Annotated in this window: 15 protein-coding genes; 4 read left to right on the forward strand and 11 right to left on the reverse strand. The window is 64.2% G+C overall.

Annotation, left to right across the window (positions count from 1 at the left end; all coding sequences use genetic code 11):
• Window positions 1-2: 2 nt before the first annotated feature.
• From cfaB to DNJ95_RS01420, 10 genes are all read right to left on the reverse strand, one after another.
• Complete coding sequence (cfaB, locus tag DNJ95_RS01375; RefSeq protein ID WP_131182933.1) at window positions 3-1,187, reverse strand: C17 cyclopropane fatty acid synthase CfaB; 1,185 nt, start codon at window positions 1,185-1,187, stop codon at window positions 3-5.
• A gap of 135 nt (window positions 1,188-1,322) precedes the next feature.
• Window positions 1,323-2,315 (reverse strand): Rpn family recombination-promoting nuclease/putative transposase, encoded by a 993-nt coding sequence (locus DNJ95_RS01380; RefSeq protein WP_131182934.1) that lies wholly within the window; start codon window positions 2,313-2,315, stop codon window positions 1,323-1,325.
• 162 nt (window positions 2,316-2,477) lie between these two features.
• A complete protein-coding gene (locus DNJ95_RS01385; protein WP_131182935.1) occupies window positions 2,478-3,404 on the reverse strand; it encodes a formylglycine-generating enzyme family protein in 927 nt (308 codons plus the stop codon).
• Between the two features lie 85 nt (window positions 3,405-3,489).
• The gene (locus DNJ95_RS01390) at window positions 3,490-5,940 is read right to left on the reverse strand and encodes a TonB-dependent receptor (protein WP_131182936.1); all 2,451 of its coding nucleotides are present in this window, start codon (window positions 5,938-5,940) and stop codon (window positions 3,490-3,492) included.
• A gap of 375 nt (window positions 5,941-6,315) precedes the next feature.
• Window positions 6,316-7,290: a FecR domain-containing protein gene (locus DNJ95_RS01395; RefSeq protein WP_131182937.1), complete on the reverse strand. Its 975-nt coding sequence runs from the start codon at window positions 7,288-7,290 to the stop codon at window positions 6,316-6,318.
• The gene (locus tag DNJ95_RS01400) at window positions 7,287-7,790 is read right to left on the reverse strand and encodes a sigma-70 family RNA polymerase sigma factor (RefSeq protein WP_131182938.1); all 504 of its coding nucleotides are present in this window, start codon (window positions 7,788-7,790) and stop codon (window positions 7,287-7,289) included. Before DNJ95_RS01400 ends, DNJ95_RS01395 begins: the two co-directional genes overlap by 4 nt.
• 227 nt (window positions 7,791-8,017) lie before the next feature.
• Window positions 8,018-10,735, reverse strand: coding sequence for an autotransporter family protein (locus DNJ95_RS01405; protein WP_131182939.1), 2,718 nt, complete (start codon window positions 10,733-10,735; stop codon window positions 8,018-8,020).
• Window positions 10,736-11,053: 318 nt separating this feature from the next.
• Complete coding sequence (locus DNJ95_RS01410) at window positions 11,054-11,896, reverse strand: Tim44 domain-containing protein (RefSeq protein WP_131182940.1); 843 nt, start codon at window positions 11,894-11,896, stop codon at window positions 11,054-11,056.
• A gap of 84 nt (window positions 11,897-11,980) precedes the next feature.
• Window positions 11,981-12,682, reverse strand: coding sequence for a carbonic anhydrase (locus DNJ95_RS01415; protein WP_131182941.1), 702 nt, complete (start codon window positions 12,680-12,682; stop codon window positions 11,981-11,983).
• A gap of 72 nt (window positions 12,683-12,754) precedes the next feature.
• Window positions 12,755-13,645 carry a LysR family transcriptional regulator gene (locus tag DNJ95_RS01420; RefSeq protein ID WP_131182942.1) on the reverse strand — a complete coding sequence of 297 codons (891 nt, stop codon included), beginning with the start codon at window positions 13,643-13,645 and terminating at the stop codon, window positions 12,755-12,757.
• A gap of 119 nt (window positions 13,646-13,764) precedes the next feature.
• Here DNJ95_RS01420 and trpB point away from each other — a divergent pair, with 119 nt between their 5' ends.
• The gene (trpB, locus tag DNJ95_RS01425) at window positions 13,765-14,976 is read left to right on the forward strand and encodes a tryptophan synthase subunit beta (RefSeq protein ID WP_131182943.1); all 1,212 of its coding nucleotides are present in this window, start codon (window positions 13,765-13,767) and stop codon (window positions 14,974-14,976) included.
• Window positions 14,973-15,779, forward strand: coding sequence for a tryptophan synthase subunit alpha (gene trpA / locus DNJ95_RS01430; RefSeq protein ID WP_131182944.1), 807 nt, complete (start codon window positions 14,973-14,975; stop codon window positions 15,777-15,779). The genes trpB and trpA overlap by 4 nt, the downstream gene beginning before the upstream one ends.
• Before the next feature lie 177 nt (window positions 15,780-15,956).
• Here the strand turns inward: trpA and DNJ95_RS01435 are convergent, their stop codons facing one another.
• Window positions 15,957-17,615 carry an OFA family MFS transporter gene (locus DNJ95_RS01435; RefSeq protein ID WP_131182945.1) on the reverse strand — a complete coding sequence of 553 codons (1,659 nt, stop codon included), beginning with the start codon at window positions 17,613-17,615 and terminating at the stop codon, window positions 15,957-15,959.
• Window positions 17,616-17,904: 289 nt separating this feature from the next.
• Between DNJ95_RS01435 and DNJ95_RS01440 the strand changes: the two genes are divergently transcribed.
• Together DNJ95_RS01440 and DNJ95_RS01445 are read left to right on the forward strand one after the other, a co-directional pair.
• Window positions 17,905-18,450, forward strand: a complete 546-nt coding sequence (locus tag DNJ95_RS01440; protein WP_131182946.1) for a DNA-3-methyladenine glycosylase I — start codon at window positions 17,905-17,907, stop codon at window positions 18,448-18,450.
• A 134-nt stretch (window positions 18,451-18,584) separates the two neighbouring features.
• The gene (locus DNJ95_RS01445; RefSeq protein ID WP_131182947.1) at window positions 18,585-19,472 is read left to right on the forward strand and encodes a lysophospholipid acyltransferase; all 888 of its coding nucleotides are present in this window, start codon (window positions 18,585-18,587) and stop codon (window positions 19,470-19,472) included.
• Window positions 19,473-19,533: the final 61 nt, after the last annotated feature.

Raw genomic sequence — 19,533 nt, forward strand, 5'->3', positions numbered from 1 at the left:
CCTCAGTCGCGGTAGATATCCGCACGGCTCCAGGGCAGTTCCAGCGAATCATCGGCCCGGGGCTTGCCGGCAAGGATCTGGTGCAGGTTGACCCAGCCGCGGCTGAAACCATAGGCGCAACCCGCCAGGTACACCCGCCAGATACGCAGCGCCCGCTCGGGAATCAGCCCACGCGCTTCATCCAGGCGCTCATCGAGGCGCTGGCTCCAGAGTTCGAGGGTACGTGCGTAATGCGGGCGCAGGCTTTCCACATCCACCACTTCCAGGCCCGACTCGCTGATATCCGCGCAGATATTCACCAGATGCGGCAGCTCGCCGTGGGGAAAGACGAAGCGCCCGATGAATTCGCCAGCCCCATGGCCAACCGGACGGCCATCCAGATGCCTGGCGGTGATGCCATGGTTGAGCACCAACCCGCCTGGACGTACTGCGCCGAACAACCGCTGGCAATAGAGCGGCAGGTTGGCATGGCCAACGTGCTCGAACATGCCGACACTGACCACCTTGTCGAAGCTTTCATCCTGCGGCAGATCGCGATAATCCAGCAGCTCCAGCCGGACCCGGTCCTGCAGGCCCTCGTCGATCACCCGCTGGCGGCCCAGCTCCAGTTGCGCCTGGCTGAGGGTGATGCCGAATACCTCGACACCGAACTCCCGCGCCGCGAAACGCGCCAGCCCGCCCCAGCCACAGCCGACATCCAGCAAGCGCTCGCCGGGCTTGAGACGCAGCTTGCGGCACAGGTGGCGCAACTTGGCCTGCTGGGCCTGCTGCAGGTCTTCCGTCCCGGTTTCGAAATAGGCGCAGGAATAGACCATGTCCGGGTCGAGCCAGAGCCGGTAGAAGTCGTTGGACAGGTCGTAATGGTAGGAAATCGCCTCGGCATCGGTGTGCCGGTCATGGGCCCAGGGCTGGTGCTCGACCGGCCTGTCCTCGCCCAGCGCCTGGCTGATCCGGTCGCCGATACGAATCACCTCGTCCAGCGGGCCGGAAAGATCGAGCCGCCCCTCGACATAGGCGGCCCCGAGATTGTCCAGGCTGGGGCGGGACAGTTCGCCGAGCAACGAAGGATCCTTGAGGATCAAGGTGACGTGGGGTGCGGGGGTGAGGTCGAACACCTGCCCATCCCACAGTTGCAGGCGCAACGGCAGATCGAGTTCGCGCAACGCCGGAAGTAGACTGGCCAACATACGGGTATCTCCTTTTCACGAACAATGGAAAAGGTAGACCACAAATCGCAGTTGTCAGCCTATTACAGCGATAGATCAGGCCTATATATGAACCCGGCCCCGGCAAATGCCTGATCCCGCATGACCGACAGCCGCCTATTCGTCGGCGCGCCCCAGCAACGCCTCCAGTTCCCGTGCATGGAAAAGCGCTTCGGTCCAGGCACCGATCTGCTCCACCCCGGCACCCTCGACCCGCTGCACGGCCCACGCCGGCAGTGGGCCAAAACGGCCAGCCAACAGGCGTCGCAACAAGGCCGCCTGGTTTTTCCGGCCTTGCTCCAAGCCTTGCTCGAGCCCCTTCTGCAAGCCTTCCTGCACCCACTTATCGGCCCAGGTTTCCGGACGTTCTGCCAACATGGTGCTCACCTCCAGCAAGTCGTTCAGCGGTGGGATCTCATGGCGCGGTACCCGGCGCCGGATCAGGCCGATGATCCACCTGACGATATTGCGGCGCAAGGGGGTCTGGTCGTCCAGCCTCAGCCACCCGTGCAGGTCCCGGATCACTTCGCCCATGGCCTGTGGCGTCTCCGCCTGTTCCAGCCGCATCAGCGCCGCCACTAGGTTGCGCCGGCCATGCAACTCGTTCTGCGGGTAGTGGTTTTCGTCGAGCAGCAGGTAGCGGAAGTCCGGCTGGCAGGCCTGCAAACCCTCTGGCGCCGGGTAGCACAGGTCGCGCAAGCGGGTGGCGTGCTTCCAGCGCTGGCGACCACTGTAGAGCACCAGCGGCAGGACCGGCGGCAGGCGCCCATCCGAGGTGAGCTGGCCCTGCTTTTCCAGTTGCTGCCAGAACAGGCCGATATAGCTCAGCAGCCGCAACGCCATAAAACGGTCGGGGGTGGACTGGAACTCCAGCAGCAGGTACAGGTAGACCCAGTCGCCACCCACCTCGTCATCGAGGCGAAGCCGCCAGACCATATCCTCGTAACGCCCCTGCATGTCCTCGCTGACATAGTGGCCGTTGAGCAGCTCCAGCGTGGAGAAATCCACATTGCCCACCCAGGCCTGGGGCACGAAGCCCAGCAGCAGATCGCGTACGAAGTCCGGATTGGAGAACAGCAGCTTGTAGCCGGCGTCGTGATCCTGGACCATGTTCCCGCTCCTGCTCCCGTACGGTTTGCACAGGAGTGGATGCTGGCAGATCCAGGGATTTGCCGCCGTGACGCGCTTCACAATCGTGGCCGTGCATGGCCACCGCGGCCTGTGCCAGGCAAAGGAGCAACAGCCCGCCGGCAGTGGCGGGCGGTGTGACGCTCAGGCGCCGGATGCGGCGCAGCGAAAGCCTGCCAGGTTGTTGCGTGCGCCGGGCGGCTGATGGATGCGATAGGCTGCCAGTGAAATTACGCTGCTGTGATGCCAGGAGCCGCCCCGCAATACACGCGAGCTTCCCTGCGCAGGGCCATGCGGGTTACGGGTCTCGCTGACGGCGTAGTAATCGGGGGCGAACCAGTCGGCCACCCATTCCCATACATTGCCGGTCATGTCCAGCGCTCCATAGGGGCTGGCGCCACTGGGGTAATGGCCCACGGGCCTGGTGCGGGCTACGCTTTTGGCACTGTTGGAATGCCGTGCGGCATTCCAGTCATTGCCCCATGCATAGAGTCGCTCGTCGGTGCCGCGCGCGGCTTTCTCCCATTGCGCTTCCGTGGGGAGTTGCTTGCCAACCCACCGGCAATAGGCCAGGGCATCATGCCAACTGACCTGCAGCACAGGGTGATCGTCGGCTTCGATGTCGCTGCCGGCGCCCTGTGGTGAACGCCAGGTTGCCCCGTCCACCATGAACCAGCCCCAAGTGCCATCCTGCTCGCGCCGCACCGCGCCTCTGTTCTCCCGCTCGGCATCCGTCACATGGCCGGTCGCCTGCACGAATTGGCGGAAATCGGCATTGGAGACCTCATGCCGATCCAACCGGAAGGCGCCCAGCCAGACCCGATGCCGTGGTTCAGTCGCCTGGAACCAACCCGGGCAATCCTCGCCCTCTTCGCGCTCCCTGGTACAGGCCGCGACGAATTGACGGGATGCGTCTGCCGACAAGCCCATCCAGAACCATCCCGCCGGTACATGGATCATGTCTTCCATTTTCCGGGGACCTTCACCTTGCTGTGTGGTCTGGGCGCACGCCGGGAGCAGGGCGGCTACGCAACATAAGGCAGTCATCGACTTGTGGACGTCCTGCTTCACGATGAACCCCGTTTTCTCGATTGATGCCGCGACAGGCAATGTGTCGGTTTCTGGACAGCCTGCCGCGCATATGGGATGGCTTCGCTCAGAAATCCACCGTGGCCGATAAGCCGAAGGTACGCGGTGCGCCGACCGTTGCAATGCTGGCTCCGCCCACCCAGTAGGTCTTGTCGAGCAGGTTGTCGACACCTGCGCGCAACACGACCGGCCTGCCGCCCAGACGGGTGGCGTAGCGTGCGCCGATGTCCACGCGGCGCCAGTCGGGGACTTTCAGCTTGTTGTCTGCATCCAGATATTGCGCGCTGCTATGGATAAGGCGTGCACTGAGGGTCAGGCCGGCAATGGCTGGCAAGTCCCACTCCCCGCCGAGATTGACCGCGAAAGGCGTTACGCCTGGAGCATCGTTGCCATCCTGCAGTCCGTTCTGGGTCCGGGTCAGCCGTCCCTGGATATAGGTAGCCCCGCCCAGGACACGCACGCCGGGAGTCACTTCGCCGAAGACCGACCATTCGATGCCTCGGTTGCGCTGCTCTCCATTCAGCCGCAGCGAAGGGCTCGGCTGTGTGCTGTAGTCGACCAGCGTGCTCGGGCGCTTGATCTGGAATGCGCCCAAGGTATTGGTGAAGCCGCCCGTTTCAAGCTTGACGCCCACCTCCAGTTGCTTGGTCTTGTAGGGTGGGAAAACCTCGCCTGCATTCAGGTAGCTGGCGCCCACCGTCGCCCCCTGCGACAGCCCCTGTATGTAGTTTGCATAGATCGACAGACCACCATGCAGCCTGAATACGATGCCCGTCATTGGTGTCCATGCATGCTCGTCATAGGGGGGAGCGGTGCGTACGCCGGTCGAACCCAGGCTCTCGACTTTTACATTTTGTCTGCGTACACCCAGCGTCACCAGCAAACGGTCATCCACAAGCCGAAGGGTATCGGCCAGGGCAAGGCTGCGTAGCGTATTGTCGCTGCCGCCCAGCGGTTTTCCTGGCGCGGCGGGATAGACCAAGGACTGTTGCGGGTTGTAGATATTGGTGGTCCAGCTTGTGTCGCGGTTGAACGCACTACGGACTTCCCTATCGGTGTAGGAGGAACTCACGACCAGGGTGTGCCATATCGGGCCGGTGGCGAAGTTTGCATTCAACCCTGTCTCCGCCACCTTGGCCGTCTCTTCCTGCCGCCACTCCATGCCCATCAGCGAGCCACTGCCATCGGGCGTCATGCCGAAGACCGTATGGCCAAGGATTCCGTCGTAGTCATAATCCTTGTAGCCCAGCTTCGCATAGGCCGTCAGGTTGCCCGTGAGATCGAATTCCCCGCTGAAGATGGCGGTTTCCGCGACATGATGCGCGTCGGCTCCAGGCATGATGTTCGTGCTGCCATCCGGGGGCGACAGCACTTTGCTGAGTCCGCTCATGTTGACGAAGAACGGTGCGCCGTTCCTGATCTTCTGGTCCAGTCGCATCACATCCAGGGCCATGCGTGTCCGCTCGCCCCGATAGTCCAGCGCGAGGGCAAAGTTATTGCCCTGCCTTTTCTGCCCGTCGATATAGGTTTCACCGCCGGTCTGGCTGCCATTGAAGCGCACGCCCCAGCGACTTTCGCCAAAACGCCGCCCCACGTCCACGTGGCCTTTCCACAATGAGTCCGAATCCAGGCTCAGGGTCAGGCGGCTCAATGGGGCGTCGCCGGCACGTTTGGTCTGGATGTTCACCGCACCACCGACGGCACCACCGGGCGACATGCCGCTCAAGAGCGCATTCGGCCCCCTGAGCACTTCCACGCGCTCGGCGAATTCGACCGGGGTTTCGGCAAGGGTCGGCGCCAGGTCATAGAGCCCGTTGATCGAAATATCATTGCCTTGAAGCTGGTAGCCGCGGATTTGCAGGAACTGGTAGTAGCCACTGGTTGGAGAGGAGAGGCGGACGGAAGGATCGTTCTGGATAACATCCCCGATCGTCTTGGCCTGCTGATTCTCGATGAGTTCCGAGGTGTAGCTGGTTTGGCTGAAGGGAGCCTCCATGATGTCCAGGTTGCCCAGCATGCCCAGCCTGCCACCGCGCGCCACCTGCCCGCCGGCATAGCTTTCCGGCAAATCTGCGGCGCGGGCCTGGCGACTGGCGCCGATCTCGACCGCCCGCAACTCCAGGCTGTCGTCGTTCGTGGCGGGGCGCAGGATATAGGCGCCATTGGCCAGGCGCTCGGGCGCCAGCCCGCTGCCCGCCAGCAGCAGCGCCAGCGCCTGCCATGGACTATGGCTGCCGCTCACCCCGGCGGTGTGCTTGCCAGCCACCTGCGCCTCGGTGAAGGTCAAGAGTACGCCGGCCTGGCTGGCCAACGCGCGCAATGCCGGGGCGAGATCGCCTGCGGGGATATCGAAATCCTGCCGGGCAACCTGCTGCGTCCGATACTCCTGTGCCGACAGCGTGACGCTGGCAGCGCCCAGGCCAAGGCCGACCAGTGCCAGGCCGATGGCCCGGCCCAGCGGGCGTATGCGGTATTTTGCTTGGTATTGATATGGCCTGAAGCCAACGTCTACGGTCATGTCGCAGTCCCCTCCCAACGGGCTGAAAAATCGCACTCATGGGATAGGTACCGCGAAACGAAAAATCGGGCAGGAGCAAATGTGAATTATTTCCACATTCTCGAGAGCAGGCCTGCGCCGCGCAGAAGCTGTTCACGGCCTCACAAGACAAGGCCGAGGCTTGAGGCTGGACGACAAGCCGTTCGTGTTCTGCCCGCATCAAGCTGTCCAGCCTTCCAGCGCTTTTGTCGGCTTTTCAGGCACATAGGGCGCAAGTGGGTATCGCGGCGCTCAACCCATCCGAATTCACTCGGGATTTGAACGAACACTGGCTTCGACAGCATGGGCACCGAAGGCGCCAGAGCATTTATTCAAAGGTGTTGAGAGGCCTGGGTCTCAGGAGCGCTCTGTCGCCAGCACCGTCACCCAGTAGCGCGTACGCCGCTCGATATGCACTGGCAGGACCCTGGGCAGGGTCTGCAGGATGCGCTCGCTGTCATCCAGGGGAAACACGCCGGACAAGCGCAGCCCGGCGACCGCCGGGTCGCAGCGCAACAGGCCATGATGGTAGCGCGCCAGTTCATCGATGAAATCGCCCAGGCGCTGGTTGTCTGCGATCAGTTGCCCCCGGCTCCAGGCGATGTCCTGTTCGGCGGCAGCAACGGGCGCGGCGATATGCTTATGGTCGAAATCACTGGCCTGGCCCGCTTCCAGGCGCCGGCGCTGGCTGGCAGCATCGAGATCCACCGCCCCCTCGAACACCGCGACCCGGCACTGCCCGCTGACACGCCGTACGCTGAAGCGGCCAGCCTGCGCCTGGATACGCCCGGGGCCGGCGGCGACCACGAAAGGCCGCGTATCGCCATGGCCGGTGCTGACCAGCACCTCCCCTTCCAGCAGGCGCACCCCGCGCTGGCGCTCGTCGAACGCCAGGTCGAGGGCACTGCGCGCATTCAGCAGCAGGCGCGTGCCATCAGGCAACTGTACCGTTCGCCGCTCGGCCGTGGCCGTGGCGTAATCGGCACTGAACTGCTGCCAGGCGCCGCTGCGCCCGACCAGCAGGCCGCTGGCGCCAAGCGCGCCGACCCAGAACAAGCCCCTGACCACGGCCCGCCGCTGGCAACCGGGAGGAACACTGGCGAGGGTGCGATAGACCGTTTCGCCCGGCAGGTGGCGCAGCCGCCCGGTCACATTCTCGATATGCCGCCAGGCGCGCTCATGGTCGGGATGGGCCTGGCGCCAGTACTGGAACTCGGCCAGTTGCGCCGCACTGACCTCGCCGGACATCAGCAAGGTCAACCAGTCGGCCGCCGCGTCGGCGATTTTCGCGTCGATGGGCAGGCCGCCGGCCAGCAGGTTGCGCTCGCTCATTTCAGGCTGAACAGGCAGTGGCGGTTGGCACGGGTCAGGTACTGCTTGACCGAACTGCTGGAAACACCGATGCGCCTGGCGATCTGTGCATAGTTGAGCCCCTCCAGGTGCGCCAGCAGGAAGGCTTGCCGCACGCGGGCGGGCAGGCCATCGAGCGCCTGGTCGATTTCCTGCAGGGCCTCGAGGGCCAGCCAGCGTACTTCCGGCGAAGGCGCCTGGGCCTCGGGCAGGTTCGCCAGGGTTTCCAGGTAGGCTTCTTCCAGACGCTTGCGCCGCAGGCGATGGGAAATCAGGTTGCGCGCAACCGTGGCCAGGAAGGGACGTGGTTCGCGGATATCCCTGGCCTTGTCGCTGGCCAGGACATTGACGAAGGTGTCCTGGGCGATGTCGGCAGCTTCGCTGCTGTTGCCCAGGCGACGGCGCAACCAGACCTGTAGCCAGCCATGGTGTTCGCTATAGAGCGCCTGGAATTCGGATATCTCGCTATCGGGCTGCGTCATGGGAAAATTTGCTAATGATAATTCTTATTATCCTAAGCCGACTTTCAAGCGCGTTACAACCAGAACATGAACCCAGGTGCAAGCCCGAGTTCATGTTCTGGCCAGGTCTTCCATACCCGCGCGGCCACAGGCTTCGGCGCACCCTGCGGAAATGATGCTTCAAGCCTGTGACCTGCCGTCGCCCCGCCCCGCTAGCGCTCTTGCGAGGGCGTTGAAAGACGCAGCCCTCAGAAGTCGTAACGCACCCTGGCGGCGAAGGTATCGGCGTTGAAATCGCTCTTGCCGACATGCTCGTAGTTGACGCCCAGCGTCACCGCCCCCAGCAGGTAGTCCAGCCCCACGGAGGCCTCATAGCTGTTGCGCACCGGGCTGGTGCCGCTGGTGACGAAAGGCGTACCGCCAACCAGGAAGGTCGACGTACTGCGGCTGCTGTCCGCGGCGAAGTCGTGGTAGGCCATCAGCCGTACCTGCGGCTCCAGGGTGCCATGCGCCAGCGGATAGCGGCCTGCCAGACGAAGCCCGGCGCCAAGCTCGGCCACCTCATAGCGCTGGTCATCGACACGCAGCGCGGCAGACGAGCCCTGCTCGCGGTAGCCATCGATATCCACCAGGCTGTAGCGGGCCGCCAGGCGCGGTTCGAGCAGCAGGCCGTCATGCAACTGGAAGCCATAGCCACCGACCAGGTTCAGGCCGAGCAGGCGACTGTCGTAGTCGGCCTTGGCCAGGGTACTGGCGACCCGGCGCCGGCCCTGGTTATCGTTCAGGCCATAGGTGAGACTGGCATCGGCGAACCATGGCCCCTGCTCGAAGCCGCCATAGAGCGAGAACGCATGGCTTTCGATCTCGGTGCGATTGCCGCCATCGCTGCCATTGACGCTCGTGTCGATGAAGCTGTAGGCCAGGCCCAGGGTCAGTCGCTCCTCGAGCTTGCCGTCGGCGCCGATGGCCACGCCCCGGCTGTAGGCGTTATAGCCCGTGATGCCATCACGCAGCCCCTGGTCGCTCTCGCTGTAGAGCGCTTGCCCCCAGGCGCCGGTCCGGCTCAGCCCGTCGCCGGAGGAAAGCCCGCTGCGCAGGCTGCCGGTACGGTTGCTGGCGGCATTGCCGATCAGTTGATGGCCCCTCTGCGCCGCCTCGCGCGCGGCACCATGGATATCCGGCGTCAGCTCGCCGGCCAGCCTGGCGGCCTGGGCCTGGTCGGCATTGGCGAAGGCCTGGAACAACGGCGGATCGCGCTGTTCCAGTTGGCCCAAGATGCCGCTGAAGGACTTCAATGCACGACCGGCATTGCGCGAACCACCATTGCCGACGACGATATCGTCGATCTCCGTACCGCTGCGCAGCGATACGGTGGCCGTCACCTGGTCGTTTTCGCTGCCATAGGTATCGACCCGCAGCAGGGCCGAGCTGCTGACCACACTCAGCCCCTGGTCATCCAGGGTACCGGCCTTGACCAGGATGTACTGGCTACCGTCAGGGCTGAAGTCCTCGCCCTGGGCCGCCAGGCGGATACGCGAGCCATTCTTGAACTCCGCAATACCGGATACCTCCAGCACGGCCTTTTCGGCATCGGTGGCGCTGCTCAGGGTCATGCCCAGGGACGAAGGGCCGGCCAGGTTCAGACTGCCGTCGATAAGGGTATGGGCCTGCACCAGCTCAAGATGCCCGACGATATTGTCCGAGGTAGCGCCGATGTCGATCCAGCCGCCGTCCTTCATGCGGATATTGGCGCCGGTTTCAGTGATATCGGTACCGGAGAAGGCCACCTCGCCCATGATATTGATGCTGGTCAGATCGACCAGGTTGCCCTCGATGCGACCGCTGTTCCAGTCGAGATAGATGCTCTCGCCATTTTCCAGGTAGCTGGCATCGATGGCATTGGCCTGGGAAATGATATCGCCGTTGTTTTCGACCAGCAGGAAGGCATTATCCTCCCCCAACCCGTTCGCGTCGAAAGTGATCGCATCGTCGACCGACTGGATCAGGCCATTGTTGAGGATACCCGGCCCCTCCCCGGTAAAGGTTGCGCCATCGACCAGAATAGCGATGGACTCTTCGTCACGACCGATGATGCTGCCATTGTTGACCAGTTGCTTGAGTGTAGTGGGGCCAAGCCACTCGAACTGGCTGTCGTATTGAAACCCTCGATAAAGATCGATAGCCACGCCATCGCCAACGACCTCGATGGTCCCGTCGTTGATCAGGCTGCCGGCCAGCTCGACCCCCTGCAAACCTATACCGCTGCTATTCAAGCCTACCGCCCGGATAGTCGCCCCTGCCTCGTTATGGATATCCCCATCGATAGCGCTATCGCGTATATGGATGGCAGAGATCATATCGGTAACCGGGTCCCCCAAACCTTGGGCCTGGATAAGGCCGGAGTTGATCAGGCTGCCGACCAGGTAGGTATCGTGGCGGATATCCAGAGCCGTGGTGTTCAACCCCTCGGTAGTGATACTGCCCTGATTGTGCAGATCGCCGGTTATGGTGCTGTTATGGATGGACAGAGTCCCGCTCGATCCGTTGCCCTGGACCGCCAGGCTCCCCTGGTTGAGCAGGCTGCCCTGGATGCCGACCTGCTCGATCCGCAAGGCGCTGCTGGCATCGCTCAGGACCGAGATACTGCCCTTGTTCAGCAGATCCCCACCCACATTGCTGAGAACAAGGCCCTCGCCAAAGACCTCATCGAAAACCACCCCATTGCCCCCGGCATTCTCGATGCCGGCATCCAGGGTCAGCCCCTGTGCGATGGATACATTGGTCAGGCGCACCGCGTCGGCAGCACTGCCACTGAAAGCACCGGTGATTTCCAGGCTGTCGGTATACGCCTGGTTCTCCGACAGCAAGCCGCTGTCGTTCAGTTGCACGGTCTGCGCCAGGGCGGGCAATGCCGCTGCGGTGACAGCGAGGGCGAGCAGTGTCTTGCAAAAACCAGAGGGGATCATCGGATCTTCCTTGAATGTCTGTGATTGACTGCCACGGATGAATAGCGGCGGGGAAATGATAAAGGACGAATATCCTTTTGCCATCACCAACCCGCCATTGATTCTTATTTCCTGGCAATACCCCCGCGAGCCTTGATCGAAATCAAATACCCATCGGCCTGCGCGCGAATGCCTTGTGTAGGGTGCCGTCAGCCGCCACGACAACGGATCGTTGAGGCGATACCAGGTACGGGGAGAGGTATGCCCAGCTAAAATGGGCACCCTGAAACAAGGAAACCCGGGGCAAGCCCGGGTTTCCTGTAGCGCAATGAAAGCGTATCAGCCGTTCTGGCGGATACCGGCGACCAGCCAGGGTTGGTTCTCGCCCTGCTGGCGCTCCATGCGCCAGCTTTCGCTGAAGGCTTCGCCCTGGTCGAAACGCGAGTTCTTCGAGACACCGGAGAAGGTCAGGGTGGCGACCGTCTTCTCCGGATTGTCGTCGACGCCGTCGAGTTGGATTTCCAGGCCATCGATATAGGTGGACTGGTAGCCGTCGCCCAGTTCGGCGCGCTCACGCTTGAGGAATTCGAACATCTGCGGGGTGACGAACTCGGCGATCTTGTCCATTTCGTTGGCGTCCCAATGCTGTTGCAGGGACAGGAAATGCTCGCGGGCCGCCGATACGAAGCTCTGCTCGTTGAACCAGGCCGGCGCGTTGATCACCGGCGCCACACTGGCGACGGGCGCGCTGCCACCGAAGATCGACGCTTGCGGTGCGGCTTCACGCTGCAACGGCGCATGCCCGGCAGCGGCGGGTTGCTGCTGGCGGCGGGCGGCGAGGAAGCGGAACAGCAGGAAGGCGATCAGGCCGAAGATCAGGATGTCGAGGAACTGGATACCCTCGAAGCCGTCCCCCATGAACATCGAGGCGAGCAGACCGCCGGCGGCGATGCCGGCCAGCGGGCCGAGCCAGCGCGAAGCGCCGCTGGCGGCAGTCTGGCGGCCAGCGGTGGCCGGCGCGGCGGCGGTGTCGTTGCGTTGCGGTTGCGCCTGGCGAGTCTGGTGGCTGGGGGCCGCGCCGAAGCTCTTGCCGCTGCCCATGCGTCGGGCTTCGGCGTCGATACTGAAGGTCAGGCCGACACACAGGGAAAGGGCCATGAAAAGGCTGAGCACTCGTTGCATTAGGGGGTTCCGCTTTATCTGGTGGGTTTACGCACGCCATGTTGCCCAGCGTCGGGCCATAGCGCCACTGCTAAATGTTTCGGGTTATTCCGAAGAATAGCGCGCCTTCGGCGTCGCCATCGGCAACGGGCCATCGCCGATCGGGCGGAACTCGCCTTTGGCGGCGTCGTAGGCCCTGATTTCGCAGCTTTCGATATCGTAGACCCAGCCGTGGATGAACAACTGCCCGCTGGCCAGTCGCGCCGCCACCGAGGGGTGGGTACGCAGGTGGTCGAGCTGGGCCAGGACGTTTTCCTCGGTGAGGATGCCAAGGGTGTTGTGGTCGGCGCAGCCGCAGTTTTCCGCCACCACGGTCTTGGCCACCTCGGAGTGACGCAGCCAGGCCTTGACCGTGGGCATGCTCTCCAGCTCCGCCGGGTTGAGCACGGCTTTCATCGCACCGCAGTCCGAGTGGCCGCAGACGATGATGTGGTGCACGCCCAGGGCCATCACGGCGAACTCGATGGCGGTCGAGACGCCCCCGTTCATCTGCCCATAGGGTGGCACCACGTTGCCGACGTTGCGGGTGACGAACAGGTCGCCCGGCGAACTCTGGGTGATCAGTTCGGGGATGATGCGCGAGTCGGCACAGGTGATGAACATGGCGCGCGGGGTCTGCTCATGGGCGAGCTTCTTGAACAGCTCGCGCTGCGCCGGGAATACGTCTTCGCGGAAGCGCCGCACACCCGTGACGATATGCTGGAGGGCGACTTCGGCAGTTTCCGGCTGGCTGTTTTTCTTGCTCATTATGCTGTTCCCGATCAGGTCTGATTCACGTTTAGATGGACAGCGCGACACGCCCATGGGTCACAGATTTTTTCACCGCTCGCCAAGTTCCCGGTACAGCCAGGCCGCCAGCCGTTCGGCACGCGGATCGGCCTGCCTGGCCGGCACCCAGAGAGCGAGCCGGGCCTGGGTCTCGACGAACCCCCAGGGCGCCTCCAGGCGCCCGGAGGCCAGGTCGTCGGCGACCAGTTGCCGAGGCGCGATGGCGACCCCGAGGCCGGCCACCGCCGCTTCCAGCAGGTAGTACAGGTGCTCGAAGCCCTGGCCGAAGCGCAGTTCCTCTGGCGCCAGGCCATTGCGCAGCGCCCATTGCGGCCAGGCCTGGGGGCGCGAGCCGGTGTGCAGCAGCGCCTCGCCGAGCAGCGCGTCTGGAGCGGCCCCGCACAATTGCGGGTAATGGCCGTAGCGGGGGCTCAGCACTGGGCCGATGGATTCGCTGGCCAGTTCGTATACACGCACATCCGCCGGCCAGGGCGGCTCGCAGAACAGCAGGGTGGCATGGGCGCCAGAGGTCAGCGGCTGCAGTTCGCCCTGGCTGCTGGAGAGTTGCAGGCGCAGTTCCGGCAGGTCGCGGTCGATACGGCTGAGCCGCGGGATCAGCCAGCGCGCCAGCAGGCTGCCCGGGCAATCGAGGACGAAGGGCGCATCCAGCGGCTGTCGCCGCAGTTCGCCACACAACGTCTGCAGGCGCTGGAAGCTTTCGCCGGCCACATCGCGCAGGCGCTGCCCGGCATCCGTGAGTTTTACGCCACGCCCATCGCGCACCAGCAGGGCCACGCCCAGTTCCTCTTCGAGCAACCGCACCTGCCGACTGATCGCCCCATGGGTCACATGCAGCTCTTCACCGGCCTTGCCGATGCTGAGCAGGCGGGCAGCGGCCTCGAAGGCGCGCAGGGCATTCAGGGAAGGCAGGTCGCGACTCATGGAATATGTGAGATTTCCTGACAGGTCATGGCAATCTAATCGCTTTTCCCCATGAGCGCCAGCGGTAGAATGACGGCACCGCGCTGTCACCGGCGCCACCGGATTGCAAGGAACCCACCATGACCACACTGCGCAACGGCCCCGACGCCACCGGCCTGTTCGGCGCATTCGGCGGCCAGTACGTCGCCGAGACGCTGATGCCGCTGATCCTCGAACTGGGCCGCGAATACGAGAAAGCCAAGGATGACACGGCCTTCCTCGAAGAACTGGCGTATTTCCAGCGCGACTATGTCGGCCGCCCCAGCCCGCTGTATTTCGCCGAGCGCCTGAGCGAGCACTGCGGCGGCGCGAAAATCTACCTCAAGCGCGAGGAGCTGAACCACACCGGCGCGCACAAGATCAACAACTGCATCGGCCAGATCCTGCTGGCGCGGCGCATGGGCAAGCAGCGCATCATCGCCGAGACCGGAGCCGGCATGCACGGCGTGGCCACCGCCACCGTGGCCGCGCGCTTCGGCCTGCAATGCGTGATCTACATGGGCAGCACCGACATCGACCGCCAGCAGGCCAACGTCTTCCGCATGAAGCTGCTGGGCGCCGAGGTGATCCCGGTCACCTCTGGCACCGGCACCCTGAAGGACGCGATGAACGAAGCCCTGCGCGACTGGGTGACCAACGTCGACAGCACCTTCTACCTGATCGGCACCGTCGCCGGCCCGCACCCCTACCCGGCCATGGTGCGCGACTTCCAGGCGGTGATCGGCAAGGAAACCCGCGAGCAGTTGCAGGAGAAGGAAGGCCGCCTGCCGGACTCCCTGGTCGCCTGCATCGGCGGCGGCTCCAATGCCATGGGCCTGTTCCACCCGTTCCTCGACGAACCGAGCGTGAAGATCGTCGGCGTCGAAGCCGCCGGCCACGGTATCGATACCGGCAAGCATGCGGCCAGCCTGAACGGCGGCCTGCCCGGCGTGCTGCACGGCAACCGCACCTTCCTTCTGCAGGACGACGACGGCCAGATCATCGACGCCCACTCCATCTCCGCCGGCCTCGACTACCCCGGCATCGGCCCGGAACACGCCTGGCTGCACGATATCGGCCGGGTCGAGTACACCTCGATCACCGACGACGAAGCCCTTGCCGCCTTCCACCAGTGCTGCCGCCTGGAAGGCATCATCCCGGCGCTGGAGTCGGCCCATGCGCTGGCCGAAGTGTTCAAGCGCGCGCCGACACTGCCGAAGGAGCACATCATGGTGGTCAACCTGTCCGGCCGTGGCGACAAGGACATGCAGACCGTGATGCACCACCTGACCCTGGAGGAGAAGCAGGCATGAGCCGTTTGCAGAGCCGCTTCGACGAACTGAAGCAACAGAACCGCGCCGCCCTGGTGACCTTCATCACCGCCGGCGACCCGCACTACGACACCTCCCTGAGCATCCTCAAGGGCCTGCCGGCCGCCGGCGCCGACGTGATTGAGCTGGGCATGCCGTTCACCGACCCGATGGCCGATGGCCCGGCGATCCAGCTGGCCAATATCCGCGCCCTGTCCAACGGGCAGAACATGCTGAAAACCCTGCAGATGGTGCGCGAGTTCCGCCAGCACGAGCAGGCCACGCCGATCGTGCTGATGGGCTACTTCAACCCGATCCACCGCTATGGCGTAGCGCGCTTCGTCGCCGATGCGAAAGCCGCCGGCGTCGATGGCCTGATCGTCGTCGACCTGCCGCCGGAGCACAACGCCGACCTGTGCGAACCGGCCCAGGCCGCAGGTATCGACTTTATCCGCCTGACCACGCCGACCACCGACGATGTACGCCTGCCCAAGGTGTTGGCGAACAGCTCGGGCTTCGTCTACTACGTCTCGGTGGCCGGCGTCACCGGCTCCGGCAGCGCCACCCTGGAACATGTGGAACAGGCCGTGGCGCGCCTGCGTCGCCATACCGAGCTGCCGGTCAGCATCGGCTTCGGCATCCGCACCCCGGAACACGCGGCGACCATCGCCCGCCTGGCCGATGGCGTGGTGGTGGGTTCGGCGCTGATCGACCATATCGCCAAGGCGGAAAACGACCGGCAGGCCATCGACGGCGTACTCGGCCTGTGCGCCGCGCTGGCCGAAGGCGTACGCAACGCACGCTGAAAGCGGCAGACACAGCTACAAGCTTCAAGCCATAAGCTCGAAGCTTGTGGTTCTGTACGGATGGTGACGATCACCACGTAGGGTGCGCTGCGCGCACCGGCAAGCGACACGTCATCACCCCGGTGCACACGGCGAACCCTACGGTGCCATGGTGAATAGATTCTTAAAGAGTCGGAATCACTGGAACAGCACCACCGTCTTCTGCAGGGTGATCCACATGCCCCAGAGCATTGGGATACCCACCAGCAGCCAGCAGACGATCACCAGCGGCCTGCTGGATGGATCGGCGGACCACTCCAGCTCGGCGCAGGCCGGCACCGCTTTTGCGCCATGCGCCCGCAGTTCGGCCAGTTCCGCCTCACTCATGAAATGCCTGGCCGCCACCGGGCGCACCAGGGCATTGCAGATGAACCCCAGCACCAGCAGCCCGGCCAGGATATACAGGGTGATGTCGTAGGCCGCGGCCTGCTCCACGCCGATGCCCAACTGATATTCGCGCAGGTAGTTGACCAGCACCGGCCCGAGCACACCGGCCACCGCCCAGGCGGTCAGCAGGCGACCATGGATGGCGCCGACCATCTGCGTGCCGAACAGGTCGGCCAGGTAGGCCGGCACCGTGGCGAAGCCGCCGCCGTACATCGACAGGATGATGCAGAACGCCAGCACGAACAACGCCAGGTTGCCCCACTGGCCGAGCAGCGGCACGGCGGCGTAAAGGGCGAAGCCCAGGCCGAAGAAGACGAAATAGGTGGCCTTGCGGCCGATGATGTCCGAGCAGGAGGCCCAGAAGAAACGCCCGCCGATATTGAACAGGCTGAGCAGCCCGGTGAAGCCGGCAGCGATCACCGCGATCTCGGCCAGTTGCGCCTTGTCGAGCTGGTCGAAGGACAGCTCGAGGCCGATCAGGCGCCCGGCGAACACCTCCTGCAACAGCGGCGAAGCCATGCCGATGATGCCGATACCCGCCGACACATTCAGGCAGAGTACGCCCCAGATCAGCCAGAACTGCGGTGTTTTCCAGGCCGTGTTCACATGCACGTGGCCCCGGGTGATCATCGCGTTGTCCACCTTCGCCCGGGGCACCACCCAGCCTTCGGGCTTCCAGCCTACCGGCGGCACGCGGTAGCCAAGGGCGCCGCCGATCATGAACAGCAGGTAGATCAGCGCCATCACCACGAAGCTCTGCCAGACGCCGACACCCTGCGACGTCGAGAAATGCTCCATCAGCAGCGCCGCCAGTGGCGCACCGACCATCGCCCCGCCGCCGAAGCCCATGATCGCCATGCCGGTGGCCATGCCACGCTTGTCCGGGAACCACTTGATCAGCGTGGAAACCGGCGAGATATAGCCCAGCCCCAGGCCGATGCCGCCGATCACCCCGGAACCGAGCCAGAGCAGCCACAATTGGTGCAGATGGATACCCAGCGCCGAGATCAGCAGGCCGCCGCACCAGCACAGCGTGGACACCAGGCCGGCCTTGCGTGGCCCGACCCGCTCCACCCAGCCGCCCCAGGCCGCCGCCGAGCAGCCGAGGAAGACGAAGAACAGCGTGTAGATCCAGCCGAGCATGGAGATCGGCCAGTCGCACTGGCTGGAGAACAGTTGCTCGAAGAAGCCGATCCCGGGCGCGCAGGCGACCGCCTTGTCGATGCCGATGGCCTTGGACAGCGGTATCCAGAATACCGAGAAGCCGTAGGCCATGCCGATGCACAGGTGGATGGCGAGGGCCGCCGGTGGGACCAGCCAGCGGTTGAATCCGGGTTTGGCGGTGATCCGCTCTTTCGACAGGAAGGCGGGTTTCTCCACCGCCCCCTCCAACACACGCGTATCAGGCATGACGCTGTCTCATCTGTATGGATTGGCGATCGCCAGAAAAGGGGCGCAGATAATGTCGGCCCCTGGCTTGCAACGCAAGATGCAGCCTTTGTATAGGCAGGGCGCTCGCGCTACGCTGCTATTGCGCTACAAAGGCTTCGATTAAAAGCGCTGGAGGCTGGAAAGCTGGAGGTAGAGACTCCGCTTCCGCACAGGCTTGTCGTCCAGCCCCAAGCCTTCCAGCGCTGTTTTCGGCTCTTCGAGTGCCTAGCGCGATCACCCCGTTTGTATTAAGGCTGTAGGATTTCCCATGCCCCGTTGCTTCTGGTGTACCGACGACCCCTTGTATATCGCCTACCACGATCATGAGTGGGGCGTGCCCTTGCGCGAGCCCCGGGCGCTGTTCGAGCTGTTGCTGCTGGAGGGCTTCCAGGCCGGGCTTGCGTGGATCACCGTGCTGAAGAAGCGCGAACGCTACCGGCAGGTGCTCTGGGGCTTCGAGCCGGAACGCCTGGCACGCATGAGCGACGACGAGATCGAGGCGCTGCTGCAGGACCCCGGCATCATCCGCAATCGCCTCAAGCTCAAGGCTGCCCGGCAGAATGCCCGCGCCTGGCTGGCCCAGGACGACCCGGTGGCCCTGCTGTGGTCGTTCGTCGGCGGCGCCCCCATCGTCAATCACTGGCGCGGGCGCGGCGAAATACCCACCGTCACCGCGGAAGCCGAGGCCATGAGCAAGGCGCTGAAAAAGGCCGGTTTCACCTTCGTCGGCCCGACCATCTGCTATGCCTTCATGCAGGCCAGCGGCATGGTGATGGACCACACCATCGACTGCGACCGCTATCCACTCCCGTAGGATGCGCCGTGCGCACCAGGGGTGATGGCGCGTCGCTTGCTGGTGCGCACGGCACACCCTACAGCAGCAGGGGATTAACGCCCCGGCCGGCCTGCTGGTTACAATGCGCCCCTTTCGGGTCCGGAAGCACTCCTGTGGAAAAGCTCAAAGGTGTACTCGCCGTCGGCTTCCTGCGCCTGCTGGCCTCGCTACCGTGGCCACTGGTGCAGAAGAGTGGCGCGCTGATCGGCTGGCTGATGTGGAAACTGCCGAATCGCTCCCGCGAGGTGGCGCGTATCAATCTGCGCCACTGCTTCCCTGAACTGAGCGAAGCCGAACTGGAGAGGCTGCTCGGCAGGAGCCTGCGCGGTATCGGCAAGTCCCTGGCGGAGAGTGCCTGCGCCTGGATCTGGCCGGCGCAAAGATCGCTGGCCCTGGTCAAGGAGGTACGGGGGCTGGAAGTGCTGGAGCAGGCCCTGGCGTCCGGCAAGGGCGTGGTCGGCATCACCAGCCACCTGGGCAACTGGGAAGTGCTCAATCACTTCTACTGCTCGCAATGCAAGCCGATCATCTTCTATCGCCCGCCCAAGCTGCAGGCCCTCGACGACCTGCTGCAGAAGCAGCGCGTGCAACTGGGCAACCGCGTGGCCCCCTCGACCAAGGAAGGCATTCTCGGCGTCATCAAGGAAGTGCGCCGGGGCGGCGCGGTGGGCATCCCCGCCGACCCCGAGCCCAGCCGCTCCAGCGGTGTGTTCGTGCCCTTCCTCGGCACCCGGGCGCTGACCAGCAGGTTCGTCCCCGGCATGCTCAAGGGCGGCAAGGCCGCGGGCGTATTCCTGCATGCACTGCGGCTGGAGGATGGCAGCGGCTTTCGCGTGATTCTCGAGGCCGCGCCCGAGGCCATGTACAGCGAGGACGCGGACATCAGCGCGGCGGCCATGAGCGAGGTGGTGGCGCGCTACGTGCGCGACTACCCGGACCAGTACATGTGGAGCATGAAACGCTTCAAGCAGCGGCCGGACGGGGAAAAGCGCTGGTATTGAAGCCACTGTGTTCAGATAAGAGCAGCCACAAACGAAGCCCGTCCCTGTACCGGCCGTACAG

Source organism: Stutzerimonas kirkiae, assembly GCF_004327335.1.
Lineage (GTDB): Bacteria > Pseudomonadota > Gammaproteobacteria > Pseudomonadales > Pseudomonadaceae > Stutzerimonas > Stutzerimonas kirkiae.

Coding starts and splice junctions, on each gene's coding strand:
- DNJ95_RS01440 (WP_131182946.1), top strand. CDS start 17,905: ATGCCCCGTTGCTTCTGGTGTACCGACGACCCCTTGTATATCGCCTAC.
- DNJ95_RS01405 (WP_131182939.1), bottom strand. CDS start 10,735: ATGATCCCCTCTGGTTTTTGCAAGACACTGCTCGCCCTCGCTGTCACC.
- DNJ95_RS01395 (WP_131182937.1), bottom strand. CDS start 7,290: ATGAGCGAGCGCAACCTGCTGGCCGGCGGCCTGCCCATCGACGCGAAA.
- DNJ95_RS01420 (WP_131182942.1), bottom strand. CDS start 13,645: ATGAGTCGCGACCTGCCTTCCCTGAATGCCCTGCGCGCCTTCGAGGCC.
- DNJ95_RS01410 (WP_131182940.1), bottom strand. CDS start 11,896: ATGCAACGAGTGCTCAGCCTTTTCATGGCCCTTTCCCTGTGTGTCGGC.
- DNJ95_RS01390 (WP_131182936.1), bottom strand. CDS start 5,940: ATGACCGTAGACGTTGGCTTCAGGCCATATCAATACCAAGCAAAATAC.
- DNJ95_RS01380 (WP_131182934.1), bottom strand. CDS start 2,315: ATGGTCCAGGATCACGACGCCGGCTACAAGCTGCTGTTCTCCAATCCG.
- DNJ95_RS01435 (WP_131182945.1), bottom strand. CDS start 17,615: ATGCCTGATACGCGTGTGTTGGAGGGGGCGGTGGAGAAACCCGCCTTC.
- DNJ95_RS01400 (WP_131182938.1), bottom strand. CDS start 7,790: ATGACGCAGCCCGATAGCGAGATATCCGAATTCCAGGCGCTCTATAGC.
- trpA (WP_131182944.1), top strand. CDS start 14,973: ATGAGCCGTTTGCAGAGCCGCTTCGACGAACTGAAGCAACAGAACCGC.
- cfaB (WP_131182933.1), bottom strand. CDS start 1,187: ATGTTGGCCAGTCTACTTCCGGCGTTGCGCGAACTCGATCTGCCGTTG.
- DNJ95_RS01415 (WP_131182941.1), bottom strand. CDS start 12,682: ATGAGCAAGAAAAACAGCCAGCCGGAAACTGCCGAAGTCGCCCTCCAG.
- trpB (WP_131182943.1), top strand. CDS start 13,765: ATGACCACACTGCGCAACGGCCCCGACGCCACCGGCCTGTTCGGCGCA.